Here is a 22,775-nt window from a genome sequence, read left to right as displayed (position 1 = left end):
CCCCGGAGTCGCCTGATGAGACACATACGGACCACACCGCGCCTCACCATCGGCATCAGCACCGGCATCACCACCCTGGCCACCCTCCTCGCCGCCACCCTCGCCCTCGCCCCCACGGCGACCGCCGCCCCCTCCGCCGAGGCCACCTCCGTACGGGACGTGATCACCGACCCCGACGGGACCCGGCACACCCGCTACGACCGCACGTACGGCCAACTCCCGGTCCTTGGCGGAGACTTCGTCGTCCACCAGGCCGCGGACGGCACGTACAAGGGCACCGACCGAGCCGTCTCCGGCAGCGTCTCCGTCCCCACCACCACTCCCCGCCTCTCCGCCCCCAAGGCCGCGGACCTCGCCACGACGCTCCTGCGGGAGGCCAACCCCGGCACGGTGCTCCGCGGCCTCGTGGCCAGGCCGCGGCTCGTCGTGGACGCGCTGCACGGCAGTCCCCGGCTGGCCTGGCGGACGACGGCCGCCGCGAAGGACTCGCTCGGCAACCCCATGGCCCGTACGGTCCTCACCGACGCGACCACCGGCGCCGGGATCGACGCCTGGGACAGCCTCGAAACCGCCGCCTCCGGCGCGGCCACGGGCGACGGCCGGTCCCTCTACTCCGGCACCGTCCCCCTCACCACCAGCCGCGCCTCCTCCGGCGGCTACCAGCTGAGCGACTCGACCCGCGGCAACACCTACACCGGCGACGCCGGCGACAAGACCGACACCTGCGTCCTCGGCATCTGTCTGGAACGCGCCCCCGCCAAGGTCTACACGGACGCCGACAACCACTGGGGCACCGGACAGACCACCGACCGGAGCACGGCCGCCGTCGACGCCCAGTACGGCACGGACCAGACGTGGGACTACTACAAGGAAACGCACGGCCGGATCGGCATAGCCGACGACGGCAAGGGCTCGTACAACCGCGTCCACTACGGCAAGGACTACAACAACGCCTTCTGGGACGACAACTGCTTCTGCATGACGTACGGGGACGGCGACGGCAAGACGCTCGGCCCGCTGGTCTCCCTCGACGTCACCGGCCACGAGATGTCCCACGGCGTCACCTCCTCCACCGCGGCCCTCACCTACTCCGGCGAGTCCGGCGGCCTGAACGAGGCCACCTCCGACATCTTCGGCACGCTGGTGGAGTTCCACGCGGACAACGCCTCCGACCCCGGCGACTGGCTCATCGGCGAGAAGATCGTCAAGCCCGGGGCGAAGACATCGGCCCTGCGCTACATGGACAGGCCGAGCCGGGACGGGAAGTCGGCGGACTGCTGGAACGCCGATGTCCGCAGCCTCGACGTGCACTACTCCTCGGGCGTCGCGAACCACTTCGCGTATCTGCTCGCGGAGGGCAGCGGCACGAAGACGATCGGCGGCGTCCGGAGCACCGGCCCCACGTGCGACAACTCCAAGCTCCCCGGCATCGGCAAGGAGAAGCTCGGCAAGATCTGGTACCGCGCGCTGACCGTCTACATGACGTCCTCGACGGACTACAAGGGCGCGCGCACGGCGACACTGAAGGCGGCGAAGGACCTGTACGGGGCGGACGGCAAGGAGTACGCGGCGGTGGCGGCCACCTGGTCCGCGGTGTCGGTGAACTGACCGGGCATCACTCGCGCGCCATCCCCTGTCACCCGGTCGCACGCCTCCCCGCCCGCTACGGGTACTTTCCGGCAGACACGCCGGTGACCTGCTGGAACGTACCCGTCGGGCCGTCAGAAGCACGGCCGTGACAGGTCTCCTGACGTCATATCAGGAGGCGGGCCGCCCCGACTGGCACTTACGTCGTCCTTGGCAGGGCGCGTCCGACGCCCGCGAAGGAGCTGGACGATGCGCGTGCGCAGGGGCATGGGCCGACCGCTGACCGCGGCGGCGTTCCTCACCACCGCGGTCACGACGGCAGTGCTCGCCGTCGGCGCCCCCGCGACCGCCGCCCAGGGCGGCCTGGAGGTCTACCCGGCGACGGCGTCCCCGGGCGACCGGGTCACGGTGGACACCACCGCGTGCGGCGCGAGCGACACGGCGACCGGTGACGCCAGCTCGGTCGGCGCGGGCACGTTCACACTCGCGCCGGACACGGGCGCCCCGACCGCCTCGAACGCCACCGGGCACTTCCGGGTCCCGGTGTCCGCGCAGCCGGGAACGTACGAGGTCGTCGCGCGCTGCGCGAGCGGTCCCGAGGTGACGGGTGACCTCATCGTCTCCGTGACCGGCTCCGGCGCCTCCGTGGCCCAGCTTCCCAAGGGCCACGTGAACACGGGCGTCGGCGGCGCGCTCGGCCCCGAACCCACGCGGACCGCCGCGGGCGTGGCGGCGCTGGCGCTGGCCGCCGCGGGCGGTACGTGGCTGCTGCACCGCAGGGCGCGCGGCGACCGTTTCTGAGTCCGGGTCAGTCCCATCCCTTCCCTCCCCGGCCCGTGAAGAACTGCGAGGAACCCACCACCCATGCGCACGCGTCCGCGCGCCACGAACCGTGTCAACACCGCCATAGGAGCGGCCACCGCCCTCGCCCTCGCCGCAGGCGCCTGGCTCCTGGCCGGCGGGGCGGAGCGGCAGCCGCCGCCCCAGCCGTCCGCCGCGCAGGCCCACGTCGACACCGGCCGCGAACCGCCCGCCGCCGCTCCCCTGGCCCCGTCCCCGCCGGACCGCGTCCGCATCCCGTCGATCGAGGTCGACGCCCCGCTGATGGGCCTGGACCTGACCCGCTCCGGCAGCCTCGACGTGCCTCCGGCCGACAGCAAGAACCTCGCGGGCTGGTACGAGGCGGGCACCAAGCCCGGTGAGACGGGTACGGCGGTGGTCGCGGGCCACGTCGACAACGCGCGCGGCCCCTCCGTCTTCTACGCCCTGGGCTCGCTGAAGCGCGGCCGCACGATCGAGGTGGAGCGGCGGGACGGTTCGGCCGCGGTGTTCACGGTGGACGCGGTCGAGGTGTACGACGCGAAGCACTTCCCCGACGCGAAGGTGTACGGCGCGGCCCGCCGCCCCGAACTCCGGGTGATCACCTGCGGCGGACCGTACTCACGCAAGACGGGCTACCAGGGGAACGTCGTCGTCTTCGCGCACCTCACAGGAAGCCGCTAGGGCCCTTCTGACGGATCTTGCTGGAGTCGCGGGCCCTGGCACGCGCATCTGCGGCGTTGTCGTCGGTTGCCAACGCTCCGCGTTGACGCCCTCCTCCGCCTTGCAGCTGCACCCACCAGACCCCGCTTGTCGGCACCGCACATGGCGGCCACCCGGATCCAGCCTGATCCGTCAGAAGGGCCCTAGGCCCTTCCGTAGGAAATCGCGTCACGCCACCCACTGCTCGTACGCCATCTTCACCACCAGCGCGCACACCACCGTCAGCAGCACCACCCGCACGAAGCCCGCGCCGCGCTTCAGCGCGGTGTGTGCGCCCACCATGCCGCCCGCCAGGTTGAACACCGCCATCAGCGCCGCGAGCTGCCAGTACACCTGGCCCTTCCAGGCGAACATCGCCAACGCACCCGCGTTGGTGCAGCAGTTGACGATCTTCGCGGTGGCGGAGGCGGTGACCAGGTCGAGGTGGAGGATCGCGGTCAGGGCCAGGACCAGGAAGGTGCCGGTGCCCGGGCCGATCAGGCCGTCGTAGAAGCCGATGCCGAGGCCCGCGAAGCCGATGGCCGCGAGGATCCGGCGGGGTGAGGCCGGGGCCGCGGCGGGCGCCGTGCCGAACGACGGGCGGAAGATGACGAACGCGCCCACCGCCACCAGCACCACCATCACGACCGGTTTGAGGACCGCCGTGCTCATCCCCGTCGCGAGCAGCGCCCCGCCCGTCGACCCGGCGAGTGCCGCGACGCCGATGCGTGTCGCCAGGCGTACGTCGACGGGGGCCTTGCGGGCGTAGGTGACGGCGGCGCCCGTGGTGCCGACGATGGCGACGGCCTTGTTGGTGCCGAGGGCGTGGCCCGCCGCGGCGGAGTTCGGCAGACCGAGGAGAAGGGCCGGGAGCAGGAGCAGTCCGCCGCCGCCCACCACCGCGTCGACCCAGCCCGCGGCGAGCGCGGCGACGCACAGGACGACGATGGTGGTCATGGATATGTCAGGCATGATCAGGACTCTACGGACGCGCGGCCTCACACCCACCCGGAGGGCCCGCTGAGCGCACCGTTCCCCCCGGGAAACCATCGGGACGCCACCGGGTAACACCCGCCCCGCACGCTGCGAAGCATGACCGCACCGTACGAGCACGACGACGCCACGACCGGCCCCGGCCGCGTCGTCGTGATCGGCACCGGCCTCGCCGGCACCCGCGTCGCCCACCGCCTGGGCGAGCGCGCCACGCTGATCGGCGAGGAACCGCACGCCCCGTACAACCGCGTGCTGCTCGCCGAGGTGCTGGCCGGGACGTACGCGCCCGAGGTCATCGAGCTGCCCCGCGCCACCGGGCCGCACCTGCGCACCCGCGCCGTCCGGATCGACCGCGAGCGGCGGCTCGTGCAGTGCGAGAACGGGGACGAGGTCGGATACGACACCCTCGTCCTCGCCACAGGATCGAATCCTGTACTGCCCCCGCTGCGCGGCCTGTTCGCGCCCGGCGCCACCGAACTGCCCGGCGGCGTCCACGCGTTCCGCACGATGGACGACTGCCTGGCGCTGACCGAGGCCGTCACCGAAGGCACCCGCGCCGTCGTCATCGGCGGCGGCCTCCTCGGTGTCTCGGCGGCCCGCGCGCTCGCCCGGCGCGGCGCGCAGGTGGTGCTCACGCAGCAGTCCGAGCGACTGATGGAGCGCCAGCTCGACCCGCGCTCCTCCGAGCTCGTCCGCCGCCACCTCACGGCGCTCGGCGTGGAGATCCACACCGAGTGCCGGGTGCGCGGTGTCGGCGTTGCGGACGGCCACGTACGCCGCGTCGAACTGCACGACGGGTACGTGCTCGGCACCGACGTCACCGTCCTCGCCTGCGGCGTTCGCCCGCGCATCGGTCTCGCGCAGGCCGCGGGGCTCGACGTCCGCAAGGGGATCGTCGTCGACGACGCGCTGCGCACCAGCGATCCCCGCATCCGCGCGGTCGGCGACTGCGCCCAGCACGCCGACACCGTCTACGGCCTCGCGACCCCGGCCCTGGAACAGGCCGACGCGCTCGCCGACCTGCTGACCGGCGCCGACGCCTCGCACCCCGGGTACACCGGCACCCGCACGCTCACCCGTCTCACCCTCCCGCACGAGGCAGGGCCGCTGGACCTCGCCGCGTTCGGCGAGACCGAGGCGCTGCCGGGCGACGACGTCGTACAGCTCGCCGACGCCACCCGCGGCACGTACCGGAAGGTCGTCGTGCGCGGCGACCGTCTTGTCGGCGGGGTGCTGGTCGGGGAGCTGGCCACGGTCGGCGCGCTGGCGCACGCCTGGGAGTCCGACGAATCACTGCCCGCCGACGACGCTGTTGGCGCGCCTCTGCTGCACCTGCTCACTCACGACGGAGGCCTCTGACATGCCCACCATCGTTCTCATCGGCCACGGCATGGTCGGCCAGCGATTCCTGGAGGCCGCCGCCGAGCGCGGGCTCACGGAGTCGCACCGTGTGGTCGTCCTGTGCGAGGAGCCGCGCCCCGCCTACGACCGCGTGCATCTCACCTCGTACTTCTCGGGCACCTCCCCCGAGGAACTCTCCATGACGGACCCGGAGTTCATCGAGAAGCACGGCATCGAGCTGTACGTCGGCGATCCCGCGGTCGTCGTCGACCGCGAGGCGCGCACCGTGCACGCGCGCTCCGGCCTGAAGGTCCCCTACGACACGCTCGTGCTGGCCACCGGCTCGTACCCGTTCGTCCCGCCGGTGCCCGGCAAGGACGCGACCGGCTGTTTCGTGTACCGGACCATCGAGGATCTGTACGCGATCGAGGAGTACGCGAAGAGCAACGCGACGGTCGGCGCCGTGGTCGGCGGCGGCCTGCTCGGGCTCGAAGCCGCGGGCGCGCTGCAAGGGCTCGGACTGGCCACGCACATCGTCGAGTTCGCGCCTCGCCTGATGCCGGTGCAGGTCGACGAGGGCGGTGGCGCGGCCCTGCTGCGGACCATCTCGGACATGGGGCTCGACGTGCACACGGGCGTCGGCACCCAGGAGATCGTCACGGACGGCGACTCCGGAGCAGTGCGCGGCATGAAGCTGTCGGACGGCAGCGAACTGGCCACCGACCTCGTCGTCTTCTCCGCCGGCGTCCGCCCCCGCGACCAGCTGGCCCGCGACATGGGCCTTGCCGTCGGCGAGCGCGGCGGCATCACCGTCGACGAGCGGTGCCGCACCAGCGACCCGGACGTCTTCGCGATCGGCGAGTGCGCGCAGGCCTGCGACGGGCGGGTGTACGGCCTTGTGGCCCCCGGCTACGAGATGGCGCTCACGGTCGCCGACACCGTCGCGGACGAGTCCGCCGGGGCGTCCTTCACCGGCGCCGACCTCTCCACCAAGCTCAAGTTGCTCGGCGTCGACGTCGCCTCGTTCGGCGACGCGCACGGCGCCACCGACGGCTGCCTCGACGTCGTCTACTCGGACTCGCGCTCGGGCACGTACAAGAAGCTCGTGATCGGCGGCGAGGGCGAGCTGCTCGGCGGCATCCTCGTCGGCGACGCGGAGGCGTACGGGACGCTGCGCGCGCTCACCGGTTCGGTGCCGCCGATCGCTCCGGAGCAGCTGGTCCTCCCGGCGGGCGCCGGCGCACCCGCGCAGCTCGGCCCCGACGCGCTGCCCGACGACGCCGTCATCTGCTCCTGCCACAACGTCACCAAGGGCGCGATCTGCGAGCACACCTCGCTGCCCGAGGTGAAGAAGTGCACCAAGGCCGGTACAGGATGCGGGAGTTGCGTCAAGCTCATCGGCCAGCTGCTGCCGAAGAGCGGTGACGACGGGCTGTGCGGCTGCTTCAAGCACACCCGCGAGCAGCTGTACGAGATCGTGCGCGTCAAGCGGATCACGACGTACGCGCAGCTCCTCGACGAGCACGGCCGGGAGGGGGCGCGCGGCAGCGAGGGCTGCGAGATCTGCAAACCGACCGTCGGCTCGATCATCGCCTCGCTCGCCCCGTCGATCGGCGCGGACGGCTATGTCCTGGACGGCGAGCAGGCCGCCCTCCAGGACACCAACGACCACTTCCTCGCCAACCTCCAGAAGAACGGCTCGTACTCGGTCGTCCCCCGGATCCCCGGCGGCGAGATCACGCCGGAGAAGCTGATCGTGATCGGGGAGGTCGCGCGGGACTTCGGTCTCTACACGAAGATCACGGGCGGCCAGCGCATCGACCTGTTCGGCGCGCGTGTCGACCAACTGCCCATGATCTGGGCCAGGTTGGTGGACGCGGGCTTCGAGTCCGGGCACGCGTACGGCAAGGCGCTGCGGACCGTGAAGTCGTGCGTGGGGCAGACCTGGTGCCGCTACGGGGTGCAGGACTCGGTGAAGATGGCGATCGACCTGGAGCTGCGCTACCGGGGCCTGCGAGCGCCGCACAAGCTGAAGTCGGCGGTCTCCGGGTGTGCCCGCGAGTGCGCGGAGGCCCAGTCGAAGGACTTCGGCGTCATCGCCACGGCGAACGGCTGGAACCTGTACGTGGGCGGCAACGGCGGCATGACACCGCGCCACGCCGACCTCCTCGCCCAGGACCTGAGCGACGCCGAACTGATCCGGCTCATCGACCGGTTCCTGATGTTCTACGTCCGCACCGCCGACCGCCTGGAGCGCACGGCGGCCTGGCTGGAGCGGATCGACGGCGGGCTCGACCACGTACGGGACGTCGTCGTGCACGATTCGCTCGGCATCTGCGACGAGCTCGAAGCCCTGATGCGGGCGCACGTCGCGCACTACCGCGACGAGTGGGCCGAGACCATCGACGACCCCGAACGCCTCTCCCGCTTCGTGTCCTTCGTCAACGCCCCCGACACCCCGGACCCGACGGTCCGCTTCATGCCCGAGCGCGACCAGATCAAGCCCGAGCTGCCACTGATCCCCCTGGAAGGACTGGTCGCCCGATGACCATCGCCCCTGAACTGACGACCGCCCTCGTACGACTCGACGTGGACGGCGAGCTGTTGGCCGTGTGCGAACCGTCCCGCCTGAGCGCGGGGCGCGGGGTCGCCGTCCTGCTGCCGGACGGCCGGCAGGCCGCGGTCTTCATGGACCGCGCGGGCCGCGTGTACGCGATCGACAACACCGACCCGTTCACCGGGGCGTCCGTACTCTCGCGGGGGCTGCTGGGCTCGGCGGAGGGGCGGCCGTTCGTGGCGTCGCCCCTGCTGAAGCAGCGGTTCGACCTGGAGACGGGGCGGTGCCTGGACGACGACGGGGTCACGGTCACGACCTACACGGCGCAGTGATATCACTCACATCGAAAACACAGAGATAGAGAGCAACTTTCACACTCTGTCCATATTTCAACTCCAGTAAGCACTGAACACCGCTCACACCAGGACAGAAAGCCCCGCACGGGCGCCCTCGAACCGCTCTAGGATCTCGCTCCTCAGCGCTTACACGCGCCTTACTCCGATCCGAACAGAGGGCGTCCCGTGCAGATCCGTCAGATTCTCGCGACAGCCGCAGTCGCCGCCGTGACCGCTCCGGTGGCGCTGCTGTCCGTCTCTCCGGCGTACGCCGGGACCAACTCCGCCGTGCAGACCCAGGAGCAGTCCTCCATAGCCGAGTTGAGGCAGGCGGCGAAGGAGGCGCGGAAGGCGTACAGAGCGGCTGTCGCCGCCGAGCAGGCCCTGGAGGAGAAGGTCGACGCCACGACGGCGCCGGAGCACCCGCTCATGGTCGCGGTGGCCGACGCCAAGAAGGCGGCCGAGGCCGCCACCAAGGCGAAGGATGACGCCGACGCGGCCGTCGTCGCCGCGGAGCAGAAGCTGGCCGACGCCGCCGAGGCGGACAAGGCTGCGGCCGAGCAGGAACTGGCCGCCGCCAAGGACGCCGCCGCGACCGCCGCCACCGCCAAGACCGCCGCCGACGACAAGGTCACCGCGGCCAGGACGGCCGTCGACGACAACCGGATCGACCTCCTGCGACAGCTCGACAAGGCCCAGAAGGACGTCAAGGCCACCCGCGCCGCCAAGGAGGCCGCCGAGAAGGCCCTCGCCGACGCGAAGGACGAGCAGCCCGGCCCTGACGAGCCTACGGACCCCCAGTGCAAGGAAGGCGCCGCGCTCGACGCCGCCCTCTCGGGCCTGCCGTCGAAGATCGCCGCCGGCTCCACGGTGGACTTCCGGCTGCGGCTGACCAACGGCACCGGGCGGACCCTCGACGAGGTGCTGCCGTTCGTGAGCGTGGGCGCCGACGACAAGGCCAACGGGAAGGACATCTCCGGCAAGCTGCACCTCAAGTCCAAGCAGGGCGGCACCTGGAAGACCGTCGACCAGGAGAGCTACGCGGGCGAGTTCACCAACGTGAAGGCGAGCGCGCACGTCGACCTTCCGCTGCGCCTGACGATCGACCGCTCGGCACCGGCCGGCTTCGGCGCCAGCGCCGCCGTCGGCGCGTACTTCAACCGGGACGCCAGCTGCGGCGTAAGCGACTACGCCGTCTACGAGTTCACGATCAACCCGGTCGGCGCCGGCAACTCCGACACCCCCGCCGACAAGGACAACAAGCCCAAGCCGCAGGGCAGCTCCTCCCCGGTGGCGAACTCCGGCTCGGGCAACGGCTCCGCCGACACGGACGGCTCCCTCGCCTCCACCGGCTCCTCCTCCGCCCTGCCGACGCTCGGCCTCGCGGGCGGCGCGGCCGTCGTGCTCGGCGCCGGTGCGGTGTACGTGGTGCGCCGCCGCAAGGCCGACGCCAACAGCTGAGGTTCGCACCGCTGACCGACGTCGGGCCGGCGCCCCTGCTGGAGGGGGCGCCGGCCCGGCGTCTTTGGCGGTCCAGCGCCATTTACCGGTCCAGCGCCTTGAAGTCCACGCCCGTCAGCTGCTCCGACGCGGCCCAAAGCCGCTCCCCCGCCGCGTCGTTGACCGTCCACGACGCGCGCCAGGACTTGACCGGAGCGCCCCGCCACATCGCCACGCGCGGTCCGTAGAAGTCGTCGGGCCGCACATCCGGGGCCGTGGCCGCGCGCAGGGTCGGCAGCGCCCCGTCCGCGGCGGGCTGCCCGAAGAACCGGTTCCCGACCTCGAAGAACCGCTCCATGCCCTTGCGGCCCTCCATCTGCGCGCTGCGCGCCTGGAGTTCCGTGGCCGCGTAGCCGGGGTGCGCGGCGGCCGCCACCAGGCTCGCGCCCGCCGCCCGCGCCCGGCGCGCCAGCTCGTGCACGAACAGCAGGTTGGCCGTCTTGGACCTCCCGTAGGCGACCCACCTTCCGTACTTCTTCTCGCTGTTGAGGTCGGCGATGTCGATGTTGGACAGGGCGTGCAGCCCGCTGGAGACGGTGACGACGCGGGGCGCGGGCGCCGCGAGCAGCCCCGGCAGCAGCAGCCCGGTCAGCGCGAAGTGCCCGAGGTGGTTGACGCCGAACTGGGTCTCGAAGCCGTCGTTGGTGCGGCCGTACGGGAGGGCCATCACGCCCGCGTTGTTGACGAGGAGGTCGAGCGGGCGGTCCTGGCGGGCCTCGGCGAAGGCCCGCACCGAGGCGAGATCACCGAGGTCGAGCGGGGCGAACTCGGCGTCCGCGCCCGGCACTTCGGTCGTCAGCCGGTCCAGGGCCGCGGTACCCCGCTGCTCGCTGCGGCAGGCCAGGACCACGTGGGCGCCCGCGCGGGCCAGTTCGCGTGCGGTGACGTAGCCGATGCCGGTATTGGCTCCGGTGACCACGGCCGTGCGGCCCTGCTGATCGGGGATGTCGGTGGCGCTCCAGCCGCTCATGGATCGGCTCTCCTTCGGGGGGTGTCGCCTACGGGGGGGGTTACCGAGGGTACGCACGCACGGAAAAGGGCGGCACCCCCCGCACAGGGGTGCCGCCCTTTGGTGGAAACCGGGGCCGCCGCGAATCGGTGAGGTCGGGGACTCGCGGCGGCCCCGGAGATCAGCTCCCGGTCAGCGGTGGTCGCTGCCCTGCGAGGTGCTGGCCGCGCGGCCGGCCTCCAGGCGGGCGACCGGGATGCGGAACGGGGAGCAGGAGACGTAGTCGAGCCCGACCTCGTGGAAGAAGTGGACCGACTCCGGGTCGCCGCCGTGCTCGCCGCAGACGCCGAGCTTGAGGTCGGGCCGCGTGGCGCGTCCCGCCTCGACGGCGGACTTCACGAGCGAGCCGACGCCGTCCTTGTCGATCGTCTCGAACGGGCTGACGCCGAAGATCCCCTTCTCCAGGTACGCGGTGAAGAACGAAGCCTCCACATCGTCCCGGGAGAAGCCCCAGACCGTCTGCGTGAGGTCGTTGGTGCCGAAGGAGAAGAACTGCGCCGCCTCGGCGATCTGCCCGGCCGTGAGGGCGGCGCGGGGCAGCTCGATCATGGTGCCGATGGCGAGCTTCAGCTTGACGCCGGTCTGCTCCTCGACCTCCGCGATGACCTGGTCGGCCTCCTCGCGGACGATCTCCAGCTCCTGGACGGTGCCGACGAGCGGGATCATGATCTCGGCGCGCGGGTCGCCCTTGGCGTTCTTGCGCTCGGCGGCGGCCTCGGCGATGGCCCGCACCTGCATGGTGAACAGGCCGGGGATGACCAGGCCGAGACGGACACCGCGCAGACCCAGCATCGGGTTCTGCTCGTGCAGCCGGTGCACGGCCTGGAGCAGCCGCAGGTCGTTCTCGTTGTTGTCCTTGCGGGACTCGGCGAGCGCGACACGGACCGAGAGCTCGGTGATGTCCGGCAGGAACTCGTGCAGCGGCGGGTCGAGCAGGCGGACGGTGACCGGGAGGCCGTCCATCGCCTCGAACAGCTCGACGAAGTCCTGCTTCTGGAGCGGCAGGAGCAGCTTCAGGGACTCCTCGCGCTCGCTGTCCGTGTCGGCGAGGATCAGCTTCTCGACCAGCTCGCGCCGGTCGCCGAGGAACATGTGCTCGGTGCGGCACAGGCCGATGCCCTGCGCGCCGAAACGGCGAGCACGCAGCGCGTCCTCGGCGTTGTCGGCGTTGGCGCGTACGCGCAGGCGGCGTACTCGGTCCGCGTAGGCCATGATCCGGTGCACGGCGCCCACGAGTTCGTCGGCGTCGTCGGCGCCGGCGTGCATCCGGCCCTCGAAGTACTCGACGACCGGGGAGGGCACGACCGGCACCTCACCGAGGTAGACCTTGCCGGTGGAGCCGTCGATGGAGACGACGTCGCCCTCCTCGACGACGGTCTCGCCGATGGTCATCCGGCGGCGCTTGGTGTCGACTTCGAGGTCCTCGGCGCCGCAGACACAGGTCTTGCCCATGCCGCGGGCGACGACGGCCGCGTGCGAGGTCTTGCCGCCGCGCGACGTGAGGATGCCCTCGCAGGCGATCATGCCGTCGAGGTCGTCGGGGTTGGTCTCGCGGCGGATCAGGATGACCTTCTCGCCGGAGCGCGACCACTTGATGGCGGTGTACGAGTCGAAGACCGCCTTGCCGACCGCCGCGCCCGGGGAGGCGGCGATGCCGCGGCCGAGCAGCTCCACCTTCGCCTCGTCGTCGAAGCGCGGGAACATCAGCTGCGCGAGCTGCGCGCCGGTGACCCGCTGGAGGGCCTCGGCCTCGTCGATGAGTCCCTGGTCCACGAGCTGGGTCGCGATCCGGAAGGCAGCGCCCGCCGTCCGCTTGCCGACGCGGGTCTGGAGCATCCACAACTGGCCGCGCTCGATGGTGAATTCGATGTCACAGAGATCCTTGTAGTGGTTCTCAAGGGTCTCCATGATCTGCATGAGCTGGTCGTACGACTTCTTGTCGATCTGCTCCAGCTCGGCGAGCGGCACGGTGTTGCGGATGCCGGCGACGACGTCCTCGCCCTGGGCGTTCTGCAGGTAGTCGCCGTAGACGCCCTGGTGTCCCGAGGCCGGGTCGCGGGTGAACGCGACGCCCGTGCCGGAGTCGGGGCCGAGGTTGCCGAAGACCATCGAGCACACGTTGACCGCCGTGCCGAGGTCGCCGGGGATGCGCTCCTGGCGGCGGTACAGCTTGGCGCGGTCGGTGTTCCACGACTCGAAGACCGCGTTTATGGCCAGGTCCATCTGCTCGCGCGGGTCCTGCGGGAAGTCGCGCCCGGCCTCGGTCTTGACGATCTTCTTGAAGCGCGTGACGAGCTTCTTGAGGTCGGCGGCGTCCAGGTCGGTGTCGACCGTGACCTTCTTCGCCTCCTTGGCCTTCTCCAGCGCGTCCTCGAAGAGCTCGCCGTCGACGTCCAGGACGGTCTTGCCGAACATCTGGATGAGGCGGCGGTACGAGTCCCACGCGAAGCGGTCGTCGCCCGCCTGCTTGGCGAGGCCCTGCACCGACTTGTCGGAGAGACCGATGTTGAGGACGGTGTCCATCATGCCGGGCATGGAGAACTTCGCGCCCGAACGGACCGACACCAGAAGGGGGTTGTCGGCCTGGCCGAGCTTCTTCCCCATCTTCTTCTCGAGCGCGTCGAGGTGCGAACTGACCTCGTCACGGAGTGCCACCGGCTCCTCGCCGCTGTCGAGGTAGACCTTGCAGGCCTCGGTGGTGATCGTGAAGCCCGGAGGAACGGGAAGGCCCAGGTTGGTCATCTCGGCGAGGTTCGCACCCTTGCCGCCGAGGAGGTCCTTGAGGTTCTTGTTCCCCTCGGTGAAGTCGTAAACGAACTTCGCTACCTGAGGATCTTTGTTTTCCGACACGGGTCTCGACTCCTCGAGGCTCGGGTGGCTGCCCTGACGGCGAGGAACATACCCAGATCCAAGGCCCATGGGTACGTCCACTCAGCTGTCATATGGGCGTAACCACCCGTCCGCCAGGAGATCGAAAGCGATGGCGGGGGTGAGACCCTCTCACCCACTCATTCACTACTTGAAAGCACTACCCCCGTAGACCCCGCTCAACGCTCACATGAGCGGACTCTGCTCGTTTGTGCGTTCAGGTCGTAAATGATCGAACGGTGGCACTGAGTGCCAGGGCTTGGAGAAGTGCAGACAGGCTTCAATTGCTCATCTGAGCGCAACCCCGATCAGAGGTGGCGAGAATCACGCCGCTCAGAACGGCTCCCGGACGCCCCCGTACCAACATGCGGACATGCCGCAGGGGCTATTGAGCCCCTGCGGCGATTGAGCAGCGGGGTCCGGGGCAGAGCCCCGCGGCCGTGACGACGGCGCCGGTCGACAGAGACCGGTCAGCCCCCAGACGTGTCCAGTTCCGCGTCCGCCGAGACACCCGCGCAGTCGTACGGATCCTTCAGCCACCCGTCCGGCAGGACCACGCGGCCATTGCCCGACGTACGCCCGCGCGGCCCGTCGGCGCCCGCGGGCCACCCCTGGTCGAGGTCCAGCTCGTCGAGCCCGGAACGGAGTTCCTCCAGCGACGACGTGATGGCAAGACGCTTGCGCATCTCGGAGCCGACCGCGAAGCCCTTCAGGTACCAGGCCACGTGCTTACGGAAGTCGATGACGCCGCGCGACTCGTCACCGATCCACTCACCGAGCAGCGACGCGTGCCGCACCATCGCGTCGGCCACCACCCGCAGCGTCGGCCGGACCCGCTCCTCGCGGCCCTCGAACGCCGCCACCAGGTCCGCGAACAGCCACGGCCGCCCCAGGCAGCCGCGTCCCACGACCACCCCGTCGACCCCGGTCTCGCGGACCATGCGCAGCGCGTCGTCCGCCGACCAGATGTCGCCGTTGCCGAGCACGGGGATCTCCGGGACGTGCTCCTTCAGGCGCGCGATCGCGTCCCAGTCCGCCGTGCCGCCGTAGTGCTCGGCCGCCGTACGCCCGTGCAGCGCGATCGCCGTGACGCCCTCCTCGACCGCGATCCGGCCCGCGTCGAGGAACGTGATGTGGTCGTCGTCGATGCCCTTGCGCATCTTCATCGTGACCGGGAGGTCGCCCGCCCCGGACACGGCTTCCTTCAGGATCGCGCGCAGCAGAGGACGCTTGTACGGAAGAGCGGACCCGCCGCCCTTGCGCGTCACCTTCGGGACCGGGCAGCCGAAGTTCAGGTCGATGTGGTCGGCCAGGTCCTCCTCCGCGATCATGCGGACGGCCTTGCCGACGGTGGCCGGGTCGACCCCGTAGAGCTGGATGGACCGCGGCTTCTCACTCTCGTCGAAGTGAATGAGCTGCATGGTCTTCTCGTTGCGCTCGACCAGCGCCCGCGTCGTGATCATCTCGCTCACGAACAGGCCCTTGCCGCCGGAGAACTCCCTGCACAGGGTGCGGAACGGCGCGTTCGTGATGCCTGCCATGGGTGCGAGCACCACGGGGGGCTGCACCTGGTGGGGGCCGATGGTCAGAGCGGACATCTCAGGGCTCTCCGGGACGGACGAGGGGTGGGGGCAAGCGTCCATTGTCCCTCACTGATGCCCCTCACTGACCGCTCAGCCCGGCACGGCTGCCGAGGCCGCCAGTTTCTCCAGGCGTTCCGCTGTCTCCTCGTCCGCGGGAACGTACGCGACCAGGCGGTACCCGCTGTTCTCCGGCGACAGCCACAGGTTGCGGTGCTCCAGGCGCAGCAGCCCCACCTCGGGGTGCCGGTACCGCTTGACGTGCGGGGCCGTCGGCGCGACCTCGTGCCGCTCCCAGATGGCGCGGAACTCCGCCGACGCCTCCAGGAGCCGGGCCACCCGCGCCTTCCAGGCGGGTTCGGCGACGTGCTCGGCCATCGACGTGCGGTACTTGGCGGCCAGGTCGCGCAGCATCTCGTCGCGGTCGAGGAACTGCTCGCGCCACCGGTCGCTCATGGCGAGCAGCCACATGCAGTTGCGCTCGTCGGGGGCGAGTTCGGCGGGGTCGCCGAAGACGTCGGCGTAGTGGCGGTTGGCGGCGATCACGTCGTAGCGGGCGTTCTGCAGGGACGCCGGGAAGGGGGCCAGGGTCTCCATGAGGCGCAGCATCGTCGGTGTGACGGCCGGGCAGACGGTCTCCGCGTGCGGGTCGGTGGTGCCCGCGAGCGCGAAGGCGTGGGCGCGCTCGGTCGGGTCCATCTGGAGGGCGCGGGCGATCGCGTCGAGGACGCCGGGCGACACGTTGATCGCGCGGCCCTGCTCCAGCCACGTGTACCAGGTGACACCGACCGCGGAGAGGTGCGCGACCTCCTCGCGGCGCAGGCCCGGGGTGCGGCGGCGCGCGGTGCGCGGCAGTCCGGCCCGCTCCGGCTGGATCCGCTCGCGGCGGCTGCGCAGGAACGCGGCGAGTTCGGTGCGGCGAGGATCGTCGGAGACGGGACGGGTCGACATGCCACCAGGATGCCCCGGCGCCCATCCGGTTGCCAGGTACAGCCTGTAACAGGATGAAGAGACTCTGGTACCAGGCTGAGCGCCCGGCGATGCTCGCCCCATGACCGTCCTCGAAACCCCCACCGCACCACCCGTACCGGCCGCACCCCACCTCGGCCGCGTCGGCCTGCTCACCGTCCTCCTCGGCGCCGCCCTGCCGATGATCGACTTCTTCATCGTGAACGTCGCCCTCCCCAGCATCGAGCGGGACCTGAACGCCTCCGCCGCCGGCCTGGAGATGGTCGTCGCCGGCTACGCGGTCTCGTACGCCGTGCTGCTCGTGCTCGGCGGCCGGCTCGGCGACACGTTCGGGCGCAGGCGGCTGTTCCTCGCCGGGGTCGCCGCCTTCGGGCTCACCTCCCTGGCCTGCGGGCTCGCGCCGGACGTCTGGGCCCTGGTCGGCGCCCGGGTCGCACAGGGCGCCGCGTCCGCGCTGATGCTGCCGCAGGTCCTCGCCACCATCCACGCCACGACGAGCGGGGAGCGCAGGAACCGGGCGGTGTCCCTGTACGGGTCCGTGGGCGGCGTCAGCATCGTGCTCGGGCAGGTGGCGGGCGGTCTCCTGGTGGCCGCCGACGTGTTCGGCACCGGCTGGCGCGCGGTGTTCCTCGTGAACGTGCCGGTCGTCGTCCTCGCCCTCCTGCTCGCCGTACGCGCCGTGCCGGACAGCCGCGCCGAGCGGCCCGCACGCGGCGACCTCGCGGGCACGGCCCTGCTCGCCGCGTCGCTGATCGCGCTGCTGCTGCCGCTGACGGAGGGGCGGGCGACGGGCTGGCCGGTGTGGTCGGTCCTCTCGCTGGCCGCGACGCCGTTCCTGGTCCTGGCGTTCGTGGCGGTGGAGCGGCGCGCCGAGCGCTCCGGCGGGAGCCCGCTGCTGCCGCCCTCGCTGGTGGCGGCGCCTGCGGTGCGGCGCGGCATCGTGCTCGGGCTGCCGGTCTTCATCGGGTTCGCGAGCTGGATGTTCGTCACCGCCGTCACCCTCCAACAGGGCCTGCGCTACGGCCCGTTGAAGGCGGGGCTGACGCTGGTTCCGATGGGCGTGACGCAGTTCGCGGCGTCGACGCTCGCGCCCCGGCTCGCGGCGAGGCTCGGCTCGCGGACGCTGGTGGTGAGCGCCGTGGCGCATATCGCGGGGCTCGCCGCGTTCGCCCTCACCGCGCTGTGGGTGCCATGGGACCGGATCACTCCGCTGCTGCTCGCGCCGGCGCTCGCCCTCACCGGCATCGGCACCGGCCTCCAGCTCCCGCTCTACTACCGGATCGTCCTCGGCGCGGTGCCTGCGGCGCGTGCGGGGGCGGGCAGTGGGCTTGCGGCGACGGTGCAGCAGGCGTGCCTTGCGGTGGGCGTGGCCACGCTGGGGTCTCTGTTCCTGGCGTTGGTGCCGGGGGCGGGGATGCGGGTGGCGCTCGTGGTGGTGTTCGCGGTGCAGGCGGTGGGGTTGGCCGGGTTGGCGGTGCTGGCGTTGCGGTTGCCGCGGGGGCTTGGCTGAGGTCGCCCGAGGCCTCTCGCCCCGACCGCACGGGGCTCCGCCCCGGACCCCGCCGGCTCTCGTCCGACGGCGGGGCTTGATGTGCCCGGCCCACCGCACGTTCCCGCTCACAGCGGATCCGGCTACCGTCGGACACATGCCCGATGCACGACAAAACCTGACCCACCGCAGGCGGATGCTCGTCCTGGCGATCTGCTGCATGAGCCTGCTGATCGTCAGCCTCGACAACACCGTCCTGAACGTCGCCCTCCCCTCCATGGCGAAGGACTTCGACGCCACGCTCTCGGGCATGCAGTGGACGATCGACGCCTACACGCTGGTCCTCGCGGCGCTGCTGATGCTGGCCGGTTCGACCGCCGACCGGATCGGGCGGCGCAAGGTCTTCACGATCGGCCTGACCGTCTTCACGGTCGCGTCCGTGGCCTGCTCGCTCGCGCCGAGCCTGGAGGCCCTGGTCGCGTTCCGGATGCTGCAGGCCGTCGGCGGCTCGATGCTCAACCCCGTCGCGATGTCGATCATCACGAACACCTTCACGGACCCGCGCGAACGCGCCCGCGCCATCGGCGTGTGGGGCGGCGTCGTCGGCATCTCGATGGCCGCGGGCCCGCTGGTCGGCGGGGTGCTCGTGGACTCGGTCGGCTGGCGCTCGATCTTCTGGATCAACCTGCCGGTCGGCCTCGCCGCGCTCCTGCTCACCATCCGCTACGTCCCCGAGTCCCGCGCCCCGAAGGCCCGCCGCCCCGACCCGGTCGGCCAGGTCCTGATCATCGCGCTGCTCGGATCGCTCACGTACGCGATCATCGAGGCGCCCGACGCGGGCTGGACCTCGGTGCGGATCCTGCTCTTCGCGGCGATCGCGGCGGCGTCCCTGATCGGCATCCTGCTCTACGAGCCGCGCCGCGAGGAACCCCTCATCGACCTGCGGTTCTTCCGCTCGGCCCCGTTCAGCGGCGCCACCGTGATCGCGATCTGCGGCTTCGCGGCGCTCGGCGGATTCCTGTTCCTCTCCACCCTCTACCTCCAGGACGTACGCGGCCTGGACGCGCTGCACGCGGGCCTGTGGATGCTGCCGATGGCGGCGATGACGCTGGTGTGCGCCCCGCTGTCCGGGCGGCTCGTCGGCAGCCGCGGCCCGCGTCTCCCGCTCCTCGTCGCGGGCGTGACGATGACGGCGAGCGGCGTCCTCTTCGCGGTGTTCGACGCGGAGACCTCGAACGTCACGCTCTTCATCGGCTACGTCCTGTTCGGCATCGGCTTCGGCTTCGTGAACGCCCCGATCACCAACACCGCGGTCTCCGGGATGCCGCGCGCCCAGGCGGGCGTCGCGGCGGCGGTGGCCTCCACCAGCCGCCAGATCGGCCAGACCCTGGGCGTCGCGGTGATCGGCGCGGTACTCGCCTCGGGCGTCGCGGAATCCTCGTACGCGAAGTCCTTCGTCGAGGCCGGCCGGGCCTGCTGGTGGATCATCGCGGGCTGCGGCCTCGCGGTCCTCGTCCTCGGCGCGCTGACCAGCGGCCACTGGGCCCGGGAGACGGCACGCCGGACGGCGGAGCGCCTTGAGGACGCGGAGGACGCCGCGATCACGGAGGCCGCCACCCGGTCGTGAGCTCCGCGGCGCCCGCGGAACGCGAAAGCCCGGCCCACCCACAGGTGGACCGGGCCGGAAACGCTCGGGTCAGCAGCCGACGAGCCGCGCCGCGAGGTACCCCTCGATCTGGTCGAGCGACACCCGCTCCTGCTTCATGGTGTCGCGCTCGCGCACGGTCACCGCGTTGTCGTCGAGCGTGTCGAAGTCGACCGTGACGCAGAACGGCGTACCGATCTCGTCCTGACGACGGTAACGACGGCCGATCGCGCCGGCGTCGTCGAAGTCGATGTTCCAGTTCTGCCGCAGCGCCTGCGCGAGGCCCTTCGCCTTCGGCGAGAGCTCCGGGTTGCGGGACAGCGGGAGGACCGCGACCTTCACCGGGGCGAGGCGGTGGTCGAAGCGCATGACCGTGCGCTTCTCCATCTTGCCCTTGGCGTTGGGCGCCTCGTCCTCGACGTACGCGTCCAGCATGAAGGCGAGCATCGCGCGGCCGAGACCGGCCGCGGGCTCGATGACGTACGGCGTGTAGCGCTCGCCCTTCTCCTGGTCGAAGTAGGAGAGGTCCTGGCCGGAGGCCTTGGAGTGCGCGGACAGGTCGTAGTCGGTGCGGTTGGCGACGCCCTCGAGCTCGCCCCACTCGCTGCCGCCGAAGCTGAAGCGGTACTCGATGTCAGCGGTGCGCTTCGAGTAGTGGGAGAGCTTCTCCTTCGGGTGCTCGAACCAGCGCATGTTCTCCTCGCGCATGCCGAGGCCCGTGTACCAGTTCCAGCGCTGCTCCATCCAGTACTCCTGCCACGCCTCGTCCTCGCCCGGCTTGACGAAGAACTCCATCTCCATCTGCTCGAACTCGCGGGTGCGGAAGATGAAGTTGCCGGGCGTGATCTCGTTGCGGAACGACTTGCCCGTCTGCGCGATGCCGAAGGGCGGCTTGCGGCGCGAAGTCGTCTGCACCTGGCTGAAGTTGGTGAAGATGCCCTGCGCGGTCTCGGGGCGCAGGTAGGCGACGGAGCCGCTGTCCTGCGTCGGGCCGAGGTGCGTGGAGAGCAGGCCGGAGAACTGCTTGGGCTCGGTGAACGTGCCCTTGTTGCCGCAGTTGGGGCAGGAGAGGTCGGCGAGGCCGTTCTCGGGGAGCCGGCCCTTCTTCGCCTCGTACGCCTCTTCCAGGTGGTCCGCGCGGAACCGCTTGTGGCAGGAGGTGCACTCGGTGAGCGGGTCGGTGAACGTGGCGACGTGGCCGGAGGCCTGCCAGACCTCGGTCGCCAGGATCACGGACGAGTCGATACCGACGACGTCCTCGCGCGAAGTGACCATGTAGCGCCACCACTGGCGCTTGAGGTTCTCCTTCAGTTCCACGCCCAGCGGCCCGTAGTCCCAGGCGGCGCGCTGACCACCGTAGATCTCGCTGCAGGGGTAGACGAAGCCACGGCGCTTGCTGAGGCTGACGATGGTGTCGATCTTGTCGGCGGCCACGGTGCTCTCTTCATTACGACGACGGTGAGCGCGCTGGATACGCGCTCCGGGAGCGAAGCTTTTAGGTTACCGGCGGGCCCACCCCCCGAACCAAATCGGTTCTCTGGACAGAGCGGGACCGAGTGTGACGAAGACCTCGGAAGACCTCGACGGACGCTTTGTTGACAACCGTTTCCAGTTTTGTTGAAAATGACTGTCATGAACGTACGACGATCCCGCCGCCTGATACCCGTCGCCGCCGCCACCGCCCTCGGTCTCGGCGCCCTGACCGCGTGCGGCAGCTCTGCCGCGGAGGACAAGGGGAGCGGCGACAAGCTGAGCGTCGTCGCGTCGTTCTATCCGATGCAGTACCTCGCCGAGCGGATCGGCGGTGACCACGTCGACGTCACGAACCTGACGGAGCCCGGCCAGGAGCCGCACGACCTGGAGGTCAGCGCCCAGCAGCGCGCCCAGCTGGAGGAGTCCGACGTCGCCGTCTCCCTGAAGGGCCTGCAGCCCTCCGTGGACGAGGCCATCGACCAGTCGGACATCAAGACGAAGATCGACGCGGGCTCCCTGACCGCCCTCGAGAAGCACGGCACCGAGGTCGACGGCCACGACCACGGGCACGGCGAGGAAACCCACGACGAGGAAGCGGCCGACCCCCACATCTGGCTCGACCCGGTGAAGTACGCCGAGGTCGCCGAGGGCGTCGGCAAGGCACTCCAGAAGGCCGACCCGGACCACGCGGCCGACTACAAGAAGAACACCAAGGCCGTCGTCGGGGACCTCGACCAGCTGAACACCGAGTTCGAGAAGGGCCTCAAGGACACCAAGTCCTCGACCTTCATCACCACGCACGCCGCCTTCGGCTACCTCGCCGAACGCTACGGCCTCACCGAGGAGGCCATCAACGGCCTGGACCCGGAGAGCGAGCCCAGCGCCGCCCGCGTCAAGCAGCTCCAGAAGCTGGCGAAGCACGACGGGGTCAACACCGTCTTCTACGAGACGCTCGTCAGCGACAAGACGGCCAAGACCCTCGCGGGCGACGCGAAGCTCAAGACCGATGTGCTCGACCCGATCGAGGGCATCACGAAGAAGTCCAAGGGCGACGACTACATCGCGGTCATGGAGTCGAACCTGGCGGCGCTGCAGAAGGCACTGGGCGCCAAGTGACCCCGGAGGAGGGCGACATGGGCGAACGGGAAGCAGTCATCTCGCTGAGCAAGGTGACGGCCGAGCTCGGCGGCCGGCCCGTGCTGCGCGGCATCGACCTCACCGTGCACCGCGGCGAGGTCGTCGCCCTGCTCGGGGCGAACGGGTCGGGCAAGTCCACCGCCATCCGCAGCGTCATCGGGCAGGTCCCGACCACCGGCGGCGGCATCGAGATCTTCGGCACGCCGCGGCGGCGCTTCAAGGACTGGGCGCGCGTGGGCTACGTACCGCAGCGCACGACGGCCGCGGGCGGCGTGCCCGCGACGGTGACCGAGGTCGTCTCCTCGGGCCGCCTCTCGCGCGCGCGGTTCGGGCTGATGCGCAAGGCCGACCGGGACGCCGTGACCCGCGCCCTCGAACTCGTCGGGATGGCGGACCGCGCCAAGGACTCCGTGGACGCGCTCTCCGGCGGCCAGCACCAGCGCGTGCTCATCGCGCGCGCCCTGGCCGCCGAACCCGAGCTGCTGATCATGGACGAGCCGATGGCGGGCGTCGACCTGGCCAGCCAGGAGATCCTCGCGGCGACGCTGCGCACCCAGGTCGCCGCCGGTGCCTCCGTCCTCCTCGTGCTGCACGAACTGGGCCCGCTGGAGCCGCTGATCGACCGCGCGGTCGTCCTGCGCGACGGCTGCGTGCTGCACGACGGCCCGCCCCCGAAGGCCCTCGGCCAGCACGCCCTGCCCGGCCACGACCACGTACACCCGCACACGCACGCGGGCGCCGAACCGATCCGCACAGGACTGCTGAGCTGAC

The 22,775-nt window shown here is 71.0% G+C and carries 17 protein-coding genes; 11 read left to right on the top strand and 6 right to left on the bottom strand.

The features are described 5' to 3' along the window. Positions 1-15: 15 nt before the first annotated feature. From ACFYWS_RS20260 to ACFYWS_RS20250, 3 genes are all read left to right on the top strand, one after another. Complete coding sequence (locus tag ACFYWS_RS20260; protein WP_389278180.1) at positions 16-1,608, top strand: M4 family metallopeptidase; 1,593 nt, start codon at positions 16-18, stop codon at positions 1,606-1,608. A gap of 228 nt (positions 1,609-1,836) precedes the next feature. Next, positions 1,837-2,388, top strand: coding sequence for a hypothetical protein (locus tag ACFYWS_RS20255; protein ID WP_389278177.1), 552 nt, complete (start codon positions 1,837-1,839; stop codon positions 2,386-2,388). A gap of 63 nt (positions 2,389-2,451) precedes the next feature. Then, the gene (locus tag ACFYWS_RS20250; protein WP_389278174.1) at positions 2,452-3,090 is read left to right on the top strand and encodes a class F sortase; all 639 of its coding nucleotides are present in this window, start codon (positions 2,452-2,454) and stop codon (positions 3,088-3,090) included. Positions 3,091-3,297: 207 nt separating this feature from the next. Here ACFYWS_RS20250 and ACFYWS_RS20245 read toward each other — a convergent pair whose 3' ends face one another. Then, the gene (locus tag ACFYWS_RS20245) at positions 3,298-4,080 is read right to left on the bottom strand and encodes a sulfite exporter TauE/SafE family protein (protein ID WP_389278171.1); all 783 of its coding nucleotides are present in this window, start codon (positions 4,078-4,080) and stop codon (positions 3,298-3,300) included. Between the two features lie 120 nt (positions 4,081-4,200). Between ACFYWS_RS20245 and ACFYWS_RS20240 the strand changes: the two genes are divergently transcribed. From ACFYWS_RS20240 to ACFYWS_RS20225, 4 genes are all read left to right on the top strand, one after another. After that, the gene (locus ACFYWS_RS20240; RefSeq protein ID WP_389278168.1) at positions 4,201-5,460 is read left to right on the top strand and encodes an NAD(P)/FAD-dependent oxidoreductase; all 1,260 of its coding nucleotides are present in this window, start codon (positions 4,201-4,203) and stop codon (positions 5,458-5,460) included. A gap of 1 nt (position 5,461) precedes the next feature. Continuing rightward, the gene (gene nirB, locus ACFYWS_RS20235) at positions 5,462-7,990 is read left to right on the top strand and encodes a nitrite reductase large subunit NirB (RefSeq protein WP_389278165.1); all 2,529 of its coding nucleotides are present in this window, start codon (positions 5,462-5,464) and stop codon (positions 7,988-7,990) included. Continuing rightward, positions 7,987-8,331 (top strand): nitrite reductase small subunit NirD, encoded by a 345-nt coding sequence (gene nirD, locus ACFYWS_RS20230; RefSeq protein ID WP_389278162.1) that lies wholly within the window; start codon positions 7,987-7,989, stop codon positions 8,329-8,331. The genes nirB and nirD overlap by 4 nt, the downstream gene beginning before the upstream one ends. 189 nt (positions 8,332-8,520) lie before the next feature. Continuing rightward, positions 8,521-9,795, top strand: a complete 1,275-nt coding sequence (locus ACFYWS_RS20225) for an LPXTG cell wall anchor domain-containing protein (protein ID WP_389278159.1) — start codon at positions 8,521-8,523, stop codon at positions 9,793-9,795. A gap of 82 nt (positions 9,796-9,877) precedes the next feature. Here ACFYWS_RS20225 and ACFYWS_RS20220 read toward each other — a convergent pair whose 3' ends face one another. The 4 genes from ACFYWS_RS20220 to ACFYWS_RS20205 form a co-directional block, all read right to left on the bottom strand. Further along, positions 9,878-10,804, bottom strand: coding sequence for an oxidoreductase (locus ACFYWS_RS20220; RefSeq protein ID WP_389278156.1), 927 nt, complete (start codon positions 10,802-10,804; stop codon positions 9,878-9,880). Positions 10,805-10,975: 171 nt separating this feature from the next. Beyond that, positions 10,976-13,693 carry a pyruvate, phosphate dikinase gene (gene ppdK / locus ACFYWS_RS20215; RefSeq protein WP_389278153.1) on the bottom strand — a complete coding sequence of 906 codons (2,718 nt, stop codon included), beginning with the start codon at positions 13,691-13,693 and terminating at the stop codon, positions 10,976-10,978. Between the two features lie 488 nt (positions 13,694-14,181). Beyond that, positions 14,182-15,309, bottom strand: coding sequence for a tRNA dihydrouridine synthase DusB (gene dusB, locus ACFYWS_RS20210; protein ID WP_389278150.1), 1,128 nt, complete (start codon positions 15,307-15,309; stop codon positions 14,182-14,184). 75 nt (positions 15,310-15,384) lie between these two features. Continuing rightward, a complete protein-coding gene (locus ACFYWS_RS20205) occupies positions 15,385-16,242 on the bottom strand; it encodes a helix-turn-helix transcriptional regulator (protein WP_389278146.1) in 858 nt (285 codons plus the stop codon). A 100-nt stretch (positions 16,243-16,342) separates the two neighbouring features. On the opposite strand from ACFYWS_RS20205, the gene ACFYWS_RS20200 reads away from it, so the two are divergent. Beyond that, positions 16,343-17,770, top strand: a complete 1,428-nt coding sequence (locus ACFYWS_RS20200; RefSeq protein ID WP_389278143.1) for an MFS transporter — start codon at positions 16,343-16,345, stop codon at positions 17,768-17,770. A 136-nt stretch (positions 17,771-17,906) separates the two neighbouring features. After that, entirely contained in the window at positions 17,907-19,376 is a 1,470-nt protein-coding gene (locus tag ACFYWS_RS20195) for an MFS transporter (RefSeq protein ID WP_389278140.1), read from the top strand. Between the two features lie 69 nt (positions 19,377-19,445). On the opposite strand, the gene ACFYWS_RS20190 is transcribed toward ACFYWS_RS20195, so the two are convergent. Further along, the gene (locus tag ACFYWS_RS20190; RefSeq protein WP_389278138.1) at positions 19,446-20,828 is read right to left on the bottom strand and encodes a glycine--tRNA ligase; all 1,383 of its coding nucleotides are present in this window, start codon (positions 20,826-20,828) and stop codon (positions 19,446-19,448) included. A gap of 198 nt (positions 20,829-21,026) precedes the next feature. On the opposite strand from ACFYWS_RS20190, the gene ACFYWS_RS20185 reads away from it, so the two are divergent. Together ACFYWS_RS20185 and ACFYWS_RS20180 are read left to right on the top strand one after the other, a co-directional pair. After that, positions 21,027-21,983, top strand: coding sequence for a metal ABC transporter substrate-binding protein (locus tag ACFYWS_RS20185; RefSeq protein ID WP_389278135.1), 957 nt, complete (start codon positions 21,027-21,029; stop codon positions 21,981-21,983). Positions 21,984-22,000: 17 nt separating this feature from the next. Continuing rightward, positions 22,001-22,774 (top strand): metal ABC transporter ATP-binding protein, encoded by a 774-nt coding sequence (locus ACFYWS_RS20180; protein ID WP_389278132.1) that lies wholly within the window; start codon positions 22,001-22,003, stop codon positions 22,772-22,774. Position 22,775: the final 1 nt, after the last annotated feature.

The sequence above is a fragment of the Streptomyces sp. NPDC002795 genome (assembly GCF_042888725.1).
Classification (GTDB): domain Bacteria; phylum Actinomycetota; class Actinomycetes; order Streptomycetales; family Streptomycetaceae; genus Streptomyces.
Note: the sequence above shows the minus strand (reverse complement) of the source record. Positions and strands in the feature narration are given on the sequence as shown.